Source organism: Pseudomonas fluorescens, from assembly GCF_000730425.1.
GTDB lineage: Bacteria > Pseudomonadota > Gammaproteobacteria > Pseudomonadales > Pseudomonadaceae > Aquipseudomonas > Aquipseudomonas fluorescens_X.
The window spans coordinates 2,471,766-2,487,470 of sequence record NZ_CP008896.1 but is presented as its reverse complement, the minus strand read 5'-3'; the positions used below and the strand labels follow the sequence as shown (position 1 = coordinate 2,487,470).

21 protein-coding genes are annotated in these 15,705 nt (G+C 60.3%); 14 read left to right on the top strand and 7 right to left on the bottom strand.

Annotation, left to right across the window (positions count from 1 at the left end):
• The first annotated feature begins 67 nt into the window (after positions 1-67).
• The 10 genes from HZ99_RS10905 (at position 68) to recX (ending at position 6,992) form a co-directional block, all read left to right on the top strand.
• A complete protein-coding gene (locus HZ99_RS10905; protein WP_038442959.1) occupies positions 68-634 on the top strand; it encodes a phage tail assembly protein in 567 nt (188 codons plus the stop codon).
• Positions 635-762: 128 nt separating this feature from the next.
• Positions 763-2,118 carry a hypothetical protein gene (locus HZ99_RS27745; protein ID WP_038442958.1) on the top strand — a complete coding sequence of 452 codons (1,356 nt, stop codon included), beginning with the start codon at positions 763-765 and terminating at the stop codon, positions 2,116-2,118.
• Positions 2,118-2,501, top strand: coding sequence for a phage tail protein (locus tag HZ99_RS10895; protein ID WP_038442956.1), 384 nt, complete (start codon positions 2,118-2,120; stop codon positions 2,499-2,501). The genes HZ99_RS27745 and HZ99_RS10895 overlap by 1 nt, the downstream gene beginning before the upstream one ends.
• Positions 2,494-2,706, top strand: a complete 213-nt coding sequence (locus tag HZ99_RS10890) for a tail protein X (RefSeq protein ID WP_038442954.1) — start codon at positions 2,494-2,496, stop codon at positions 2,704-2,706. Before HZ99_RS10895 ends, HZ99_RS10890 begins: the two co-directional genes overlap by 8 nt.
• 9 nt (positions 2,707-2,715) lie before the next feature.
• Positions 2,716-3,726, top strand: coding sequence for a contractile injection system protein, VgrG/Pvc8 family (locus tag HZ99_RS10885; RefSeq protein WP_038442953.1), 1,011 nt, complete (start codon positions 2,716-2,718; stop codon positions 3,724-3,726).
• Between the two features lie 20 nt (positions 3,727-3,746).
• Positions 3,747-4,295 carry a glycoside hydrolase family 19 protein gene (locus HZ99_RS10880; RefSeq protein WP_038448049.1) on the top strand — a complete coding sequence of 183 codons (549 nt, stop codon included), beginning with the start codon at positions 3,747-3,749 and terminating at the stop codon, positions 4,293-4,295.
• Positions 4,286-4,792, top strand: a complete 507-nt coding sequence (locus tag HZ99_RS10875; RefSeq protein WP_038442952.1) for a lysis system i-spanin subunit Rz — start codon at positions 4,286-4,288, stop codon at positions 4,790-4,792. The genes HZ99_RS10880 and HZ99_RS10875 overlap by 10 nt, the downstream gene beginning before the upstream one ends.
• A gap of 81 nt (positions 4,793-4,873) precedes the next feature.
• Positions 4,874-5,374: a CinA family protein gene (locus HZ99_RS10870; protein WP_038442950.1), complete on the top strand. Its 501-nt coding sequence runs from the start codon at positions 4,874-4,876 to the stop codon at positions 5,372-5,374.
• Positions 5,375-5,457: 83 nt separating this feature from the next.
• The gene (gene recA / locus HZ99_RS10865) at positions 5,458-6,516 is read left to right on the top strand and encodes a recombinase RecA (RefSeq protein ID WP_038442948.1); all 1,059 of its coding nucleotides are present in this window, start codon (positions 5,458-5,460) and stop codon (positions 6,514-6,516) included.
• Positions 6,517-6,524: 8 nt separating this feature from the next.
• Complete coding sequence (gene recX, locus HZ99_RS10860) at positions 6,525-6,992, top strand: recombination regulator RecX (protein WP_038442947.1); 468 nt, start codon at positions 6,525-6,527, stop codon at positions 6,990-6,992.
• 169 nt (positions 6,993-7,161) lie between these two features.
• Here the strand turns inward: recX and HZ99_RS10855 are convergent, their stop codons facing one another.
• Together HZ99_RS10855 and HZ99_RS10850 are read right to left on the bottom strand one after the other, a co-directional pair.
• Positions 7,162-8,274, bottom strand: coding sequence for a TIGR00730 family Rossman fold protein (locus HZ99_RS10855; RefSeq protein ID WP_038442945.1), 1,113 nt, complete (start codon positions 8,272-8,274; stop codon positions 7,162-7,164).
• Between the two features lie 266 nt (positions 8,275-8,540).
• Positions 8,541-8,975: a PA3611 family quorum-sensing-regulated virulence factor gene (locus tag HZ99_RS10850; RefSeq protein ID WP_038442944.1), complete on the bottom strand. Its 435-nt coding sequence runs from the start codon at positions 8,973-8,975 to the stop codon at positions 8,541-8,543.
• Positions 8,976-9,169: 194 nt separating this feature from the next.
• Here HZ99_RS10850 and HZ99_RS10845 point away from each other — a divergent pair, with 194 nt between their 5' ends.
• The 3 genes from HZ99_RS10845 to HZ99_RS10835 all read left to right on the top strand — a co-directional run bounded on the left by HZ99_RS10845 (position 9,170) and on the right by HZ99_RS10835 (position 11,130).
• On the top strand, positions 9,170-9,880 hold the full coding sequence (locus HZ99_RS10845) for a tRNA-uridine aminocarboxypropyltransferase (RefSeq protein ID WP_038442943.1): 711 nt from the start codon (positions 9,170-9,172) through the stop codon (positions 9,878-9,880).
• A 162-nt stretch (positions 9,881-10,042) separates the two neighbouring features.
• Positions 10,043-10,693 (top strand): response regulator transcription factor ErdR, encoded by a 651-nt coding sequence (erdR, locus tag HZ99_RS10840; protein WP_038442941.1) that lies wholly within the window; start codon positions 10,043-10,045, stop codon positions 10,691-10,693.
• 74 nt (positions 10,694-10,767) lie between these two features.
• Positions 10,768-11,130, top strand: a complete 363-nt coding sequence (locus HZ99_RS10835) for a diacylglycerol kinase (protein ID WP_038442940.1) — start codon at positions 10,768-10,770, stop codon at positions 11,128-11,130.
• Here the strand turns inward: HZ99_RS10835 and HZ99_RS10830 are convergent.
• Positions 11,127-12,053 carry a LysR family transcriptional regulator gene (locus HZ99_RS10830; protein WP_038442939.1) on the bottom strand — a complete coding sequence of 309 codons (927 nt, stop codon included), beginning with the start codon at positions 12,051-12,053 and terminating at the stop codon, positions 11,127-11,129. The two genes, HZ99_RS10835 and HZ99_RS10830, sit on opposite strands and share 4 nt — an antisense overlap.
• A 125-nt stretch (positions 12,054-12,178) precedes the next feature.
• Here HZ99_RS10830 and fpr point away from each other — a divergent pair, with 125 nt between their 5' ends.
• The gene (gene fpr / locus HZ99_RS10825) at positions 12,179-12,958 is read left to right on the top strand and encodes a ferredoxin-NADP reductase (protein WP_003172178.1); all 780 of its coding nucleotides are present in this window, start codon (positions 12,179-12,181) and stop codon (positions 12,956-12,958) included.
• A gap of 163 nt (positions 12,959-13,121) precedes the next feature.
• On the opposite strand, the gene tsaA is transcribed toward fpr, so the two are convergent.
• The 4 genes from tsaA to HZ99_RS10805 form a co-directional block, all read right to left on the bottom strand.
• Positions 13,122-13,817, bottom strand: coding sequence for a tRNA (N6-threonylcarbamoyladenosine(37)-N6)-methyltransferase TrmO (gene tsaA, locus HZ99_RS10820; protein WP_038442937.1), 696 nt, complete (start codon positions 13,815-13,817; stop codon positions 13,122-13,124).
• A gap of 3 nt (positions 13,818-13,820) precedes the next feature.
• The gene (locus tag HZ99_RS10815; RefSeq protein ID WP_038442936.1) at positions 13,821-14,282 is read right to left on the bottom strand and encodes a DUF1456 family protein; all 462 of its coding nucleotides are present in this window, start codon (positions 14,280-14,282) and stop codon (positions 13,821-13,823) included.
• A gap of 66 nt (positions 14,283-14,348) precedes the next feature.
• Positions 14,349-15,059 carry an rRNA pseudouridine synthase gene (locus HZ99_RS10810; protein WP_038442935.1) on the bottom strand — a complete coding sequence of 237 codons (711 nt, stop codon included), beginning with the start codon at positions 15,057-15,059 and terminating at the stop codon, positions 14,349-14,351.
• A 114-nt stretch (positions 15,060-15,173) separates the two neighbouring features.
• A complete protein-coding gene (locus HZ99_RS10805; RefSeq protein ID WP_038442934.1) occupies positions 15,174-15,671 on the bottom strand; it encodes a GNAT family N-acetyltransferase in 498 nt (165 codons plus the stop codon).
• Positions 15,672-15,705: the final 34 nt, after the last annotated feature.

The window sequence follows — 15,705 nt, the reverse complement described above, 5'->3', positions numbered from 1 at the left end:
TCCCACATTGACCGTGCCACGGCGGATCCGCAGTGCCTTCAATATTTTTACTCAAGGAATTCAGCCCATGGCCTGGAAGCCACCCCTGCATATCCTGCTGTCGCCGATCACCGCCGACAGCGGTGCAGCGATCGAGCAGATCCAACTCAAACCTTTGTTCTACGCCCCGCAAAAGCAGGCCCTGGCCCGCGCGGGCGATGATGAGGACGACCAATTCTTCGAGCTGGCCAAGCTGGCCACCGGCTTTTCGGAAAAAGAGCTCGACCAACTCAAGCGCCCGGACTACGTGAGCATTGTCCAGTACGTGCACGACCTGTCGACGCGCCCGGCCTCGTTCTTCCTGGAAGGTTCCACCGAGCCCGGCGAGGAGGTGCAACTGCTGCTGCCGCTGGAAGTGGCTGGCCGCGTGCTGACCAGCCTGACCCTGGAAATGCCTGCCCTGCGCGCCACCAAAGTGATGAAAAAACTCGCCACCAACAAAGAGCGCGCCGAGTTCATCACCTCCCATTGCACCGGCCTGATGATCCCCGACCTGGACGGCCTGACCGTACCTGACTGGACGGAGCTGCAGGAGCGCATCGACGATTTTTTAAACAAACCGGCGGACTTCTTTCGCCGCGCGACATCGAGGTAATCCTCGACATCGTCCCGCTGGTTTACTCGGTAAACGAAGCGGAAATTCTCGAATGGAATGCCGCCAAAGCATTACGCCGCTACGACATCGCGATCAATCGCCTTGGCGTCAAATAGGAGTAGAGCGAGATGCAAGACGTTCGATATACGCTCAAGCTCGCCGATGAAGATAAACGCTGGATGACCTTTCCCGGCCTGGCCGAAACGGGCGTCTCGCAACTGCCGGCCTTGCTGCAAGCGCAGGACGAAAATCGGGTGGATGCGCCCAGTGTGGGCGTAGCGACAGAGCCGCCGTCTGGGCTGAGCCTGGCACTGGCCAACGCCAGCCTGCATATCCAAGCCTTGACCGAGGAACAGGTGCGGTTGCGTGAGAGCCTGGAGACCCTTAATGGCACCCTGTTTATCGCGGCTGGGCCGCTGGGCGCCAAGGCCGGTGAGGCCACTGCCGAAGCGCCGAAGGCAGCGCCCGAAGACAAGGTCTCGGCGGCTGAGTCCTGGTTGAGCAAGAGTTCCAAATGGGGGGCGGAGAGCTTGCTCGATACGGTCAAGAGCCGGGTGTCAGGCAAGGTGGTCGATGCGACGCTGGGCAGGTTGCCCTATGTGGGGCAATTGTTCAGGGACGACAGCAAGGACTGCTGCTGCCCTGGCGCCAAGGCACCATTGACTGGGCGGGCCCGATACGCGCCGAAAAAAACCGCGAGGCAAAAGGGCACTGGCCGGTCAAGCCCGCCGGTGCCGAGAAAAAGCGCCGGTTCCGGCAGAAGCACCAACGGGCCCATGGCAATCATGAGGGGCCTGGGGGAGCGGGCAGGCAAAGCATTTGACGGCCTGAAAACGGGGTTACAGGCAAGGGTTCCTTCTGTAGGCCCGAGCCTGCGAAGGCTATCCACCCGTGCATTGAGCACGGGCAAGGCGTTGAGATTGAAGGGGGCGTCAGCCCTCGGCCTGCGCAAGGCGTCAGCCTCCCGCCTGAGCCCCACCCTGACCCGGCTGGGAACCATCGGTGCCCGCACGTTGGCGCCATTACGCTACGCCGACGCTGCCATCAGCATCGTCCAGGGCGTGCGCAGGGGTGACAGGCAAGCCGTCGGCGGCGGCCTCGGTACCGCCGGTGGTGCCTGGGCCGGCGCCTCTGCCGGGGCGGCCCTTGGCACCCTGGTGTTCCCTGGCGTCGGTACGGCGGTGGGCGGTGTCATCGGCGGCCTGTTGGGCGGCGAGGGCGGTAGCTGGCTCGGGGAAAAACTGTTCGGCCCCAGTGATCGCCTGCCATCCCCCGATGCGGTGAGCAAGGAACTCACCAACGCCCGTTCCGATAACGTCCAGGTCACCCTGGCACCGAGCATCCAGATCACCGGCGTCAACCCGGCAGACGCCCAGCAGGTGGTCGACCGGGTCCTGCAAAGCCTGCAAAACCAATGCGTGCCGATGCTCACCGACTCACTGGCGGTTCGGCGTAACGCGGCACTGACCGATGGAGGTGATTAATGCGACAGCAGATGGTGCTGGGCGACTTTATTTTCGGGTTGTCCCGAGGAATCGCCTATTCCACGCTCCAGCGCAGCAGTGATGGTGGCTGGGGCGAACTGGAGATTATTGCCAGCAAGCCCCAGTCGCGGCAGAACGGCCAGAAGCTGGAAAAACTGACCTTCGCCGGCACAGCCATGGCGGCCGTTGGCATGCAGCGTCTGGACCAATTGCGTGCCCTGCAGGATGCACGGGCGCCGCTGCCGCTGGTCGATGGCATCGGTCGCAACTGGGGGCTGTGGCGCATCACTGCGCTCACGGAAAGCCAGGCCAATGTGATCGATGACGGCACCGCCATGGTGATCAAGTGGTCTCTGGTGCTGGAGGAATTTATCAATGCGTAGAGTGCGAAGTATTGCCGGTGATTCGGTCAACCTGCTGCTCTACCGCGAGCTGGGGCGTTGCGATGATGCGGCCGAAGAAACCCTCTGGCGCTTGAACCCCGGGCTTGCCGAGCACGGCCCGGTGTTGTCGGCGGACGTCTGGGTGATCGTGCCCGAAATGGACGCGCAAACCGGCATTGCAAGGCCGGTTTCGGCCTGGGATTAAGGAGGCAGCATGGCAATGGGATTTACCCCGGTCGTGGAGATCTATGGTGCCAACGCGGCATTGATCAACCCGCGGCTGATGCAATGGAAACACACCGACGCGGCGGGTATCGAATCCGACCGCCTGGAACTGACCCTCAATATCGAGGGCCTGGAAGGCCTGCCGAGCCTGGGGGCCAAGATCGGTTTGCGTATGGGTTATCGTGAGTCGGGGCTGGTGGAAAAAGGCGAATTTGTGATCACCCAGCGCACGCCTTATCTGTTTCCCATGCGCCTGGCGTTGGTGGCCACGGCAGCGCCGTTCAGCGTGGCGGACCAGAGTGGCTACCGCCAGCGCCGCTCCGCCAGCCATGGCCCCACGACCCTCGGCGCGCTGTTTCGCCAACTGGCCACGCGGCACGGGTTTTCACCGAGGGTGGCGCCGACACTGGATGGGATTGCGATTGATCATATCGACCAGTCCAACGAGACCGACATGGGCTTTATCACCCGTCTGGCCGGGCGCTACAACGCGGTGACCAAGCCGGTCAACGAGCTGTATGTGCTGGCGCAAAGCGGTCAGGTCAAGTCGCTGTCGGGCCAGCAACTGCCAGATGTGCGGTTGTCGGTAACCCATGACAATCGGCCCGGTGAGCAGGCATTTATCAGCGCCCGCATCGATGAAAGCGCGCGGGCCAAATATCAGGGTTGCCGTGTCAGTTGGTGGGATGGCGCAGCCTCTGGCCAGCGTGTGGTCGAGGTGGGAATCGCACCGTTCAAGACCTTGCGCCAGCGCTGCCAGAGCGAAACCGAAGCACGGTCAGTGGCCGAGGGCGAGTTGCGCCGGGTTGGGCGGGAAGGTCTGAGCATAGCCATCGATTGCCCGGGCAACCCGTTGCTGTGCGCCGAAGGGTTGTTGCTGCTGGATGAAACCTGGCCGGGGTATATGCAGGGGCGCTGGTCGATTGACAAGGTGACCCACACAGGCGACACGACAACGGGCTATCGCAGTTCGATCATGGCCCGTGGATTGGCCTCTTAGGCCATTGGAGATCAAGGATGATGACACTCACGCAACTGCAGCAGATCCTGCCCAACGCCCGCGCCCAAGCGGGCGTTTTTATTTCGGCGCTGAACGCCGCCATGCTCCACCGCAACATCACCGCCCCCAAACGCATGGCGGCCTTTATCGCTCAGGTCGGTCACGAGTCCGGCGATCTGCGTTACGTGCGTGAGCTGGGCGGCGAGCAATACCTGGGCAAGTACGACACTGGCACCTTGGCTGCACGCCTGGGCAACACGCCCGAGGCCGACGGTGATGGCCAGAAATACCGAGGCCGTGGGTTGATCCAGATTACCGGGCGGCGCAACTACCTGGCCTGTAGCCGGGCGCTGTTTGGCGATGAGCGCCTGTTGCATTTCCCTGAATTGCTGGAGCAACCGCAATGGGCGGCCGAATCCGCCGCGTGGTTCTGGCAAAGCAATGGTTTGAACGAACTGGCGGATCAGGACCAGTTCACCACGATCACTCGCCGGATCAATGGCGGCCTCAATGGGCTGGAGCATCGCCAGCAATTGTGGGCGAAGGCGAGGGCGGTGCTATGTGGCTGAACGGGCGGGCGCTGGGTGTTGCCCTGTTGATCGTCATCCCGGCGGCGGCCAGTTGGCAGATCCAGGCCTGGCGCCATGGCCTTGAGCTTGAGCGTCAGGCGGCACGGTCTTCAGAACGGCTCAACCGGCAAAGCCAGGCGGCGTTGGGTGAATACCGGGCCGAACAAGACAGGCGCCAGGCGTTGGAGCGGCAGCTGCGCGCCAGTGATCAACAGCACACGCGGGAGTTAAGCGATGCACAGCGTCACCAGGTTTCTTTGCGCGACCGGCTGGCCACTGCTGATGTGCGCTTGTCAGTCCTTCTCGACGCCGTCGGCCCCGGCAGTGGCCCCGCAATGCCAGCCACCGCCACCGCCCGCAGCGTGGTTCATGGAACCCCGCGAGGCCGACTTGACCCGGCGCATGCTCAACGAGTTATCGGCATCACCGATGCCGGCGATAATGGATTGATCGCGTTGCGGGCCTGCCAGGCTTATGTTCGGGCCGTCACCCGGTAATCTGTTGAAGACGCCTGCAGCTTGCGTGGCCGATAGTCTCCTGTAGGGTAGGCAAACCCCCGCACTTTCCTGGAGACGACCGTGAAGGAAATTACCCAACTCGCCGCTGAACTTGGCCGGCGTTTGCAGGTGCTCAATGCCCACGTCACCACTGCCGAATCCTGTACCGGTGGCGGTATTGCCGAAGCAATCACGCGGATTCCCGGGAGTTCGGCCTGGTTCGAGGCCGGGTACGTGACGTATTCCAATCGCCAGAAGACGCGCCAGTTGAATGTGCCAGAAGGGTTGTTCCCCAAGGTCGGCGCGGTGAGCCGTGAAGTGGTCGAGGCCATGGCCAGGGGCGCCCAGGAAAAAAGCCTGGCGCGGTTTGCCGTGGCGGTCAGCGGTGTCGCGGGGCCCGATGGCGGTTCTGCGGACAAGCCGGTGGGCACCGTATGGTTGGCCTGGGGGGTAGGCGAAGAGGTTACAGCCGAGTGCCAGCACTTCCCCGGCAACCGCGACGAGGTCCGCCGACAAACGGTAAAGGCCGCATTAGAGGGGCTGTTGCGACGAGCTGCAGCAGAAATAGAAAATCAGGGGTAGGCGATCCCCGATCTTTATGGAACAATACTGTCTACTTATACAGGTGTTGGCCGTCAGGCCTTATTGATTACGTGAGGACTTTAATGGACGACAACAAGAAGAAAGCCTTGGCTGCGGCCCTGGGTCAGATCGAACGTCAATTCGGCAAGGGTGCCGTAATGCGTATGGGCGATCACGACCGTCAGGCGATCCCGGCTATTTCCACTGGCTCTCTGGGTCTGGACATCGCGCTCGGCATTGGCGGCCTGCCAAAGGGCCGTATCGTTGAAATCTACGGTCCAGAATCTTCTGGTAAAACCACCCTGACCCTGTCGGTGATTGCCCAGGCCCAAAAAATGGGCGCCACCTGCGCGTTCGTCGATGCCGAGCACGCCCTGGATCCTGAATACGCAGGCAAGCTGGGCGTCAATGTCGACGACCTGCTGGTTTCGCAGCCGGACACCGGTGAACAAGCGTTGGAAATCACTGACATGCTGGTGCGCTCCAACGCCATCGACGTGATCGTGGTCGACTCCGTGGCAGCATTGGTACCGAAGGCCGAGATCGAAGGCGAAATGGGCGACATGCACGTCGGCCTGCAAGCCCGCCTCATGTCCCAGGCCCTGCGTAAAATCACCGGTAACATCAAGAACGCCAACTGCCTGGTGATCTTCATCAACCAGATCCGGATGAAGATCGGTGTGATGTTCGGCAGCCCGGAAACCACTACCGGTGGTAACGCGCTGAAGTTCTACGCTTCGGTTCGCCTGGACATCCGTCGTACCGGCGCGGTGAAGGAAGGTGACGAGGTTGTCGGTAGCGAAACTCGCGTCAAGGTTGTCAAGAACAAGGTGGCTCCACCATTCCGTCAGGCCGAGTTCCAGATTCTCTACGGCAAGGGTATCTACCTGAACGGCGAGATGATCGACCTGGGCGTGCTGCACGGCTTCGTCGAGAAGTCCGGTGCCTGGTATGCCTACAACGGCAGCAAGATTGGCCAGGGCAAGGCCAACTCGGCCAAGTTCCTGCAGGACAATCCTGATATTGCGGCGACCCTTGAGAAGCAGATTCGCGACAAACTGCTGACCGCAGCGCCAGACGTCAAGGCTGCGGCCAACCGCGAACCTGTTGATGACATGGCAGAAGCTGACGCTGATAGCTGAGTCCAACGATGACAGTTGTACTCGATACGTTGGTTGCCGTACGGCGTACGGCAATGGACCTGCTCGCACGACGCGAGCATGGTCGTGTCGAGTTGACGCGCAAATTGCGTCAGCGTGGCGCTTCTCCCGAAATGGTTGAAACAGCCCTCGACCGCCTGACGGAAGAGGGGCTGCTTTCCGAAGCCCGTTATCTCGAAAGTTTTGTTTCCTATCGGGCGCGCTCGGGCTACGGCCCGGCGCGGATTCGTGAAGAGCTGAGCCAGCGTGGCTTGCAACGCGCCGATATCGATCTGGCACTGCGTGAGTGTGGCATCAGTTGGCAGACGCAATTGGAAGACACCTGGCGCCGAAAATTTGCCGGCCATCTGCCGATTGATGCCCGTGAGCGTGCCAAGCAAGGGCGTTTTTTGAGCTATCGCGGATTTTCGATGGAGATGATCAGCCGTTTGTTGAGCGGCCGGGATCTGGACGACTGAAACCTGATCGTGCCGTTGTAGGAGCCGGCTTGCCGGCGATGGCGGTGTGTCAGGTATCCATACAGTGATAGTTAGACCGCTATCGCTGGCAAGCCAGCGCCTACATGGATTTTGCGTTTATAAAAAAGGCCCGCTATGAAAATAACGGGCCTTTTTTGCGTTTACGGCATTACGCCGGTTCCGGTGTCACCCGTTGCTGTGCTTTGCCTTGGGCTTGGGCCCAGTTCTCCGGCAAGTTGATGTAATCCACCAGTTCCCGCAGCCGCCCCTGATTCCGGCCGGTGAAGTTGAACACCAGCCGCGTCAAATGGCTGAAGCGCGCTTCATCGTGTTCTTCGCCCCCATAGGCCGATTGCTGGAAGTCATCACTCAGCCGCAGATCGGCGAATGCCGTCTGTATATGCGCCAATGCGCGCTCGCTGAGCGGGTGGTTCATGCGTACCACGAACTGGCGTTTCAGCCAGCGGGTGGAATGGAAGTTGGCATAGAACTGGTTGATTTCATTCACCGCCTCGTCGGCGCTGTGCACCAGGCGCAGCAGCTTGAGATCAGTCGGCAGGATGTAGCGGTTGGCCTCCAACTGGCTGCGAACAAAATCCAAGGCGCCTTTCCAGAATCCGCCGCCAGGCTCGTCCAGCAGCACCACCGGAACCAGGGGGCTCTTGCCAGTCTGGATCAGGGTCAGGACTTCCAGTGCTTCATCCAGAGTGCCGAAGCCACCAGGGCATAGCACTAGCCCGTCGGCCTCCTTGACGAAGAACAGTTTGCGGGTAAAGAAGAAGTGGAACGACAGCAGGTTTTCCGTGCCATCAATGGTCGGGTTGGCATGCTGCTCGAAGGGTAGGGTGATATTGAACCCCAGGCTGTGGGCCAGGCCCGCGCCTTCGTGGGCCGCAGCCATAATGCCGCCACCGCCGCCGGTGATGACCATCAGGTCCGAGTGGGCCAGAGCCGTCCCCACTTCCCGGGCCAGAGCGTAGAGCGGGCTTTCCACTGGGGTACGAGCCGAGCCGAAGACGGTGACCTTGCGTCGGCCCTTGAACTGTTCGAGCACGCGAAACGCATTGTCCAGTTCGTTTATCGCTTTCAAGGTGATCTTGGCGTTCCAGCGGTCGCGGTCATCCTGGGCCATGCGCAGCACGGTGAGGATCATGTCGCGATAGAGCGAAATATTCGGGCTGCTGGGGGCAATCTGCTTGAGTTGCGCTTCGACCTGCTGTGTGAGGTCGGTCCCGCTTTCTGGAAAATGATGGGTCAGGAGGTCGTTCGGTTGATCAGGCATTCAGCTTCTCCTTCGTTACAGAGCCCTGGCGTCCAAGAGATTCGTGCGCTGAGGGCGACGAAACAGGCCCTGTATGTTCCTTGTGATTAAAAACCTTTGCACTGCAAGTCGCGTAAGGGCAACTCTTTTTTGCCCTGGAAATGTTACTGGTCGATTGATCATGAGCCCTTAAAGTCTTGTCTGGCAATAACTTATAGGGGGGATTGCTGAAGGTTTACAGAGGGGAGGCTGTCGCGCCGTTTGAGGAACGGCGCGTGGGGAAAGGCTTACTTTTTCTTCTTGGACGGGGCCGGGCAATCAGCCTCGACGAACTTGACCGATGCCACTGGGCGGTTGGTCTTGTTTTCGGTGATTTCGTAGCGCATGACGGCGCCCTTGGCCATCAGCTCGCGGTAGCCTTTGTTCAGGCAGACGCTTTGTCCCAGCTGGAAGTACACGGCCTTCGGGTTGGCGCGCATCTGTTCGGCACGCTCGGGCAGCACGCTCAGGTGGTCAATCAACTGCATGCCTTCGACGGTGTAGGCCACTTCCAGGGTTTGTTCATCAATTTCCCTGGGGAGGTCTTTGTTGCTTTCCGCTGCGACGCTTTGCAGTTTCTTGTTCATTTGCAGTTCCACCAGGGAGGCCGCCTGGGCGCCCAAGGGCAATACCAGCGCCAGGGCGACGGTCGGGGCGGCAAGACGCAACATAAGACGCAGCATGAAACTCTCCTGATTCGGTTACTGGTCCATAGACCTGTCACTGCGCTGTGCGTTCAGTGGCGCGGGATTATAGGTGACCTGTAGCTGCGACGGCCAGGCGTATTGGCTGGGCAGCTCTGGTAAACTGCCGGCACTTTTTTGCTGCCCCGAGTTTTGCCCGTGTCGATTTTCATCGCTTCACAACGGCCCCCGCTATGAGTCACGCGGTCTTCCGTCTGCGTACCCAGCGGCTGGCCCGCGCGGTCAGCCCCTTTGTTGCCCGAGGCTCGCGCGCCGAACGTTGCCCCAGATGCCGGGTCATCCCCGAATACTGCCTGTGTGCCTGGCGTCCCAAGGTCGAGGCCAAGTCCGCCATGTGCCTGCTGATGCACGACGTGGAACCGATGAAGCCCAGCAATACCGGTTGGCTGATAGCGGATGTGATCGACGACACAAGTGCTTTCCCCTGGTCGCGCACGGCTGTCGAGCCAGAGCTGCTGGCGCTGCTGGCTGATCCGCAGTGGCAACCCTACATCGTCTTCCCCGGCGAGTTTGTGGCGCCGCAGCGGGTGGTCAGCCAGGTCAAGGTGGCGGATGGCAAGCGCCCATTGTTTATCCTGCTGGACGGCACCTGGAGCGAGGCGCGCAAGATGTTCCGCAAGAGCCCTTATCTGGAACACTTGCCGGTGCTGAGCCTGGAGCCGGAGCAGCTATCGCGCTACAAGTTGCGGCGCTCCAAGCGTGATGACCATTTTTGTACCGCCGAAGTGGCCGCGTTGTGCCTGGAACTGGCCGAGGACCAGCAGGCCAGCGAAGTGCTGGATGCCTACCTGGATGTTTTCAGTACCCACTACCTGGCGGCCAAGTTCCAGTTGGCGCTGGACCCGACGGACAGTGTCCATACGCGTCTTGCACCCTATCTGTAGGCGTTCGGGGCCAGAGGACCTTTGCATGATGGCACTGCAACGCCTGAGCCGGCTAAAATGCCATCAAGCGTAACTGTTCGTGACAGCCACTGGCTGGCACCTTGTACGTTGGCGAGCATCGAACCCATCGGTGCTCCCATAAAAAACAGGATCATTTAATAAATGGCCACATACGAAATCCTGATTGCCGATGATCACCCGCTTTTTCGCAGCGCGCTGCACCAGGCCGTTACATTGGGTCTGGGCCCGGATGTACGCTTGGTTGAAGTAGGCAGCATCGCTGAGCTGGAAGCCCGTCTGACTGACAAGACCGATTGGGATCTGGTGCTGCTGGACCTGAACATGCCTGGCGCCTACGGGTTTTCCGGCCTGGTGCTGTTGCGTGGGCAATATCCGCAGATTCCGGTGGTCATGGTGTCGGCCCAGGAAGAGGCAGATGTCGTAGTGCGTTCCCGCGAATTCGGGGCCAGCGGTTTTATCCCCAAGTCCAGCTCCATGGAGCAGATTCAGACCGCGGTGCGCACGGTGCTGGACGGTGACGTTTCATGGCCGCCCCAGGCATTCGAAGAAATCAACGTATCCGCCGAAGCCAAGGCGGCCCAGGAAGGGCTCGCCAGCCTTACGCCGCAGCAGTTTCGTGTATTGACCATGGTCTGCGAAGGCTTGTTGAACAAACAGATCGCCTATGAACTGAGCGTTTCCGAGGCGACCATCAAGGCGCACGTCACCGCGATTTTCCGTAAGCTGGGCGTACGCACTCGTACCCAGGCGGCGCTGCTGTTGCAACAACTTGAGTCAATTTCTCACGCATAGAGTGGTTCGATTCACGCTTTTTTGACTTGGCGTGTTCTAGCTTCCTTCCATCTTTTCTGCTCAGTTGCCTACCTATGTCGCCTTTCAAAGGTCAAACCGGTATCAAACGTATCTTCAACGCCGGGGGCTATTCCCTCGATGGCTTGCGGGCGGCTTTCACCGGCGAGGCGGCCTTCCGCCAGTTGGTGTTGCTCAACGTGATCCTGATTCCGTTGAGCTTCTTCCTCAATGTCAGCCGTGTAGAGCGCGCATTGTTGATTGCCGTGTGCCTGCTGGCGCTGATTGTCGAGTTGCTCAACTCGGCTGTGGAAGCGGCAATCGACCGGATCTCCCTGGATCGCCACCCTTTGTCGAAAAATGCCAAGGACATGGGCAGCGCCGCGCAATTCGTGGCGCTGACCATGATTACCGCGGTGTGGGCCGTGATCCTGATCTAAGGGATGTTCGGCAGCACGATCTCGTCGCTGCGCTGCACCCCGGCGGTAAAGGCGCGGCACAGTTCGAGGAACTCGCGCATGGCCGAGGTCTGGTACTTCTGTTTATGCCAGATAAAGTAGAACTGCCGGGCCAGGTCCAGGTCCGGGGTTTCCACCGGCACCAGGCTGCCGCGCCGGAATGCATCCCGGAGCGCCAGGCGCGAAATGCAGCCAATTCCCAATCCTGACTCCACTGCACGCTTGATAGCTTCCGTGTGCTCCAGCTCCAGGCGGATGTTCAGCGCGGTACGATGATGGCGCATGGCTTGATCAAAGGTCAGGCGTGTCCCGGAGCCCTGTTCCCGCAAGATCCAGGCTTCATGGGTCAATTGCTCCATGGTCGCCTGACCGCGCTGAGCCAGGGGGTGCTGGGGTGCGCAGAACACCACCAGTTCGTCCTCGACCCAGGTTTGTACCTCGATGTCCGGGTGGCTGCAGTCACCTTCGATTAGACCCAGATCAATTTCATAATGCGCAACCTGATGCACGATATGCGCAGTGTTCTGTACATGTAGCTTCACCTGGCTCTCGGGATGCTGCTGCATGAAGCTGCCGATCAACAGGGTGGCCAGGTAATTGCCGATGGTCAGGGTAGCGCCGACCGCCAGGGAGCCGAAGCCGGATTTGCCGTTGAGCAGGTCCTCGATTTCCTTGGCCTGGTCCAGCAGGGCCACCGCCTGGGGCAGCAACTGATGACCCAAGGCGTTGAGGCTCAGGCGTTTACCGGCGCGGTCGAACAATTGGCAGCTGGATTGGCGCTCCAGCTCGGTGATCGAGGTGCTGGCGGCGGATTGAGATAAGGCCAGAAGGCCAGCAGCGCGTGACACACTTTCCTGCTGGGCGACGGCGACGAAGACTTGCAGTTGACGAAGAGTAAATCGCATATCGATATAACCGATAACCCTTATCTTAATAATCCAGTTAACAGATATTGTCGCCGCCATTAGAATACGCTGCAATTGCGCACCTATCATTTTGGCGCAGACCCATTTCCAGGAGTTCCCCGTACATGAGCAACATGAACCACGAGCGTGTCCTCAGTGTTCATCACTGGAACGACACTCTGTTCAGCTTCAAGTGCACCCGCGACCCGGGCCTGCGCTTCGAGAACGGTCAGTTCGTGATGATCGGCCTGCAACAGCCCAACGGCCGCCCGCTCATGCGCGCTTACTCCATCGCCAGCCCGAACTGGGAAGAGCACCTGGAGTTCTTCAGCATCAAGGTTCCGGATGGCCCGTTGACTTCCCAATTGCAGCATTTGAAGGAAGGCGACGAGATCATCATCAGCAAAAAACCGACGGGCACCCTGGTGCTGGACGATTTGAAGCCGGGCAAGCACCTGTACCTGCTCAGCACCGGTACTGGCCTCGCGCCATTTATGAGCGTGATCCAAGACCCGGAAACCTACGAGCGCTTTGAAAAAGTGATCCTGTGCCACGGCGTGCGTTACGTCAACGAAGTCGCCTACCGCGAGTTCATCACCGAGCACCTGCCGCAGAACGAGTTCTTCGGTGAAGCGCTGCGTGAAAAGCTGATCTACTACCCGACGGTGACCCGCGAGCCATTCGAAAACGAAGGCCGCCTGACCGACCTGATGCGCAGTGGCAAGCTGTTCAGCGATATCGGCTTGCCGCCGATCAATCCTGAAGACGACCGCGCCATGCTGTGCGGCAGCCCAAGCATGCTCGACGAGACCAGCGAAGTGCTGAATAGCTTCGGCCTGAAGGTTTCGCCACGGATGCGTGAGCCGGGTGACTACCTGATCGAACGCGCCTTCGTCGAAAAATAACCTGTGTAGGAGCCGGCTTGCCGGCGATGGGGCTGAGATCGCGGCGTTTATCCAGCATAAACGCGTTGTCGTTGACGACTATCGCCGGCAAGCCGGATCCTACAGTAAAAAGAAAAGCCCGCATTGCCTGTGAAGGCAGTGCGGGCTTTTTTATGTCTGCGATTTACTGCGCCGCAACCACTTCCAGCACACAAATCATCCCGGCCTCGGGATAGTGCCAACGCACATCCACATCCCAGAACCGCACGCCATATTCGCGCTCAGGCCCAGGCGTCTGATAGGCGGGTCGTGGATCCTGCGCCAGGCATTGCTCAATCAGCTCCACCAGTGGCTCGCCCAGGCGCTCAGCGTGGGTGTGAGCCTGATGCAGGCCGGCCTTCAGCCACTGCACGGGAATCAACGGTGGCGCGCTGCTTGCGATGCCGTTGGTGGCCGTGTCGATGATGTCGGCATAGGGCACATACGGCTTGATATCCAATACCGGTGTGCCATCGAGCAGGTCGATCCCGGAAATCCACAGCCGACCCGGCTCCACCTTGTCCAGTTTCACCACGGACTGGCCAATCCCATTCGGACGATGGGTCGCGCGGGTAGCAAACACGCCCATGGACGTGTTGCCGCCCAGGCGCGGCGGGCGCACCTTTAGCCGTGGTTTGTCTTCCAGGGCCTGATGAAACAGGAACAGCAGCCACACATGGCTGACCTGCTCCAGGCCCTGTACCGCCTCACCCTGGTCAAACGGCGCGACCAGTTCCAGCACGCCCCGGGCGGCGGGCGCCAGTTGTGGCTGGCGCGGGATGGCGAACTTCTCCTTGAAACAGGAGCGCACAAAGCCCACGGGCGAGACGTTGTAACTCATGGCTTACGTGCGAACCCGCAGGGTCAGGCCCTTGAGGAAGTTACGCAGCAACTGGTCGCCACACGGGCGATAGTTGGTGTGGCCAAACTTGCGGAACAGCGCGCTCAACTCTGGCTTGGACACCGGGAACTCGGCCGCCTTGAGGATGGCGTGCATGTCGTCTTCCTTGAGTTCGAAGGCCACGCGCAGCTTCTTGAGGATGATGTTATTGGTCACCGGGGTTTCGATCGGCTGCGGTGGACGGCTTTCGTCCTTGCCGCGCTTGAAGATCACCAGGCCATCGAGGAAATGCGCCATGACTTCGTCCGGGCAGAACACGAAGCCGTCTTCTTCGTCTTTCTTGAGGTAGGCCAGCAGGTCGTCCTTGGAGACTTCCATGCCGCCGATCTTGATGATCTCGACCATCTTGTTGTCGCTGATGTCGAGCATGTAGCGCACGCTGCGCAGTACGTCGTTGTGAATCATGGTGGGCAATCCTGGTATTCGACTGTAGACACCGTCCGGACGGGCGATGTCGAGAGATAGGGCGGCTTAGAACTTTTCTTTGCCGGACATGTAGCGCCACTGGCCGACCGGCACCTTGCCGATGGACACGCCGCCAATGCGGATGCGGCGAATGGCCACAACCTTCAGGCCAATGGCTTCGCAGAACAGGGCTATGATGCCGGGCTGCGGGTTTTTCAGGGCAAAGCGCAGGCGGTTTTCGTTCTGCCAGCTGGCTTTGACCGCAGGCAATTCCTTGCCTTTGTACATCAGGCCGTGGGCGAGGCGGTTCAGGCCGTGCTCTGCCACGTCGCCTGCGACTTCAACCACATACTCTTGCTCGATCTTGGCGGCATCGGCCGTGAGCTTGCGCAGGATCTTCCAGTCCTGGGTGAACACCAGCAAGCCGCTGGCCTTGGCCTGCAGGTCGGCGCTGGCGGTCAGGCGCAGGAAGTGGCCTTTGAGCGGGCGCTTGCTGAAGCGGTGTTCTTCGGACAGGGTCTCGGCGCTCAGGGACTGCATCGCGCTGTCGACGTCCACGCCGGCCGGCGCATGAAACAGGATGGTCACCGGTTCGGGTGCCGTGGCCTTGGCGTCAGGATCAAGTTCGACTTTCTGTGTCGTGACCTTGAACTGTGGCTCGTCGATCACTTCGCCATCCACCGAGACCCAGCCGCCTTCGATGAACAGCTCGGCCTCCCGACGGGAGCAGCCGACCAGTTCGATAAGGCGTTTGGAGAGGCGTATGGGGTCAGTCATGACAAGGGCCGTAACAAAAGGGGGCGGCTATTGTACCTGTGTGGCGCAGGTTAATCCGGCCCCATTTCCATTTTGTAGGAGCCGGCTTGCCGGCGATGCAGGCGCCGCGTCGTATCAGATGCACCGAGGTGATGCTCTCGCCGGCAAGCCAGCTCCTACATAGGCCTGCTTCAGGCGCATATGCAGCAACGGATAAGGTTGCCCCATGCCGTCATGCTCGGTGCGCCCGACCACTTCAAACCCCTGCTTGAGATAGAAGCCCAGGGCCTGGGGGTTTTGTTCGTTGACGTCCAGCCCATCGGCATTCATCGATTCAACGGCATAGCTCAGTAACTGGCGCCCCAAGCCCAGGCCCCGGTATGGCGGGTCGATGAACAACATTTCCACCTTGCCTGCCGCAACGCCGGCAAACCCGGTGATACGTTGGCGCGCATCCTTGGTACAAATCAGCATCACCGCATCCAGATAGCGCGTCAGCACCAGGTGCCTGAGGCGCTCAATGTAGCTTTGCGGCAGGAAGTCATGGGTGGCTCGCACCGATGCCTCCCAGATCCGCGTCAGTTCCTGGTAATCGCTGGGTTTGGGGGTGTGGATAACCGAGTGCTGGCCCATGCCCACTGCTCCTTGCTGCCTGTTGCCGTTGATG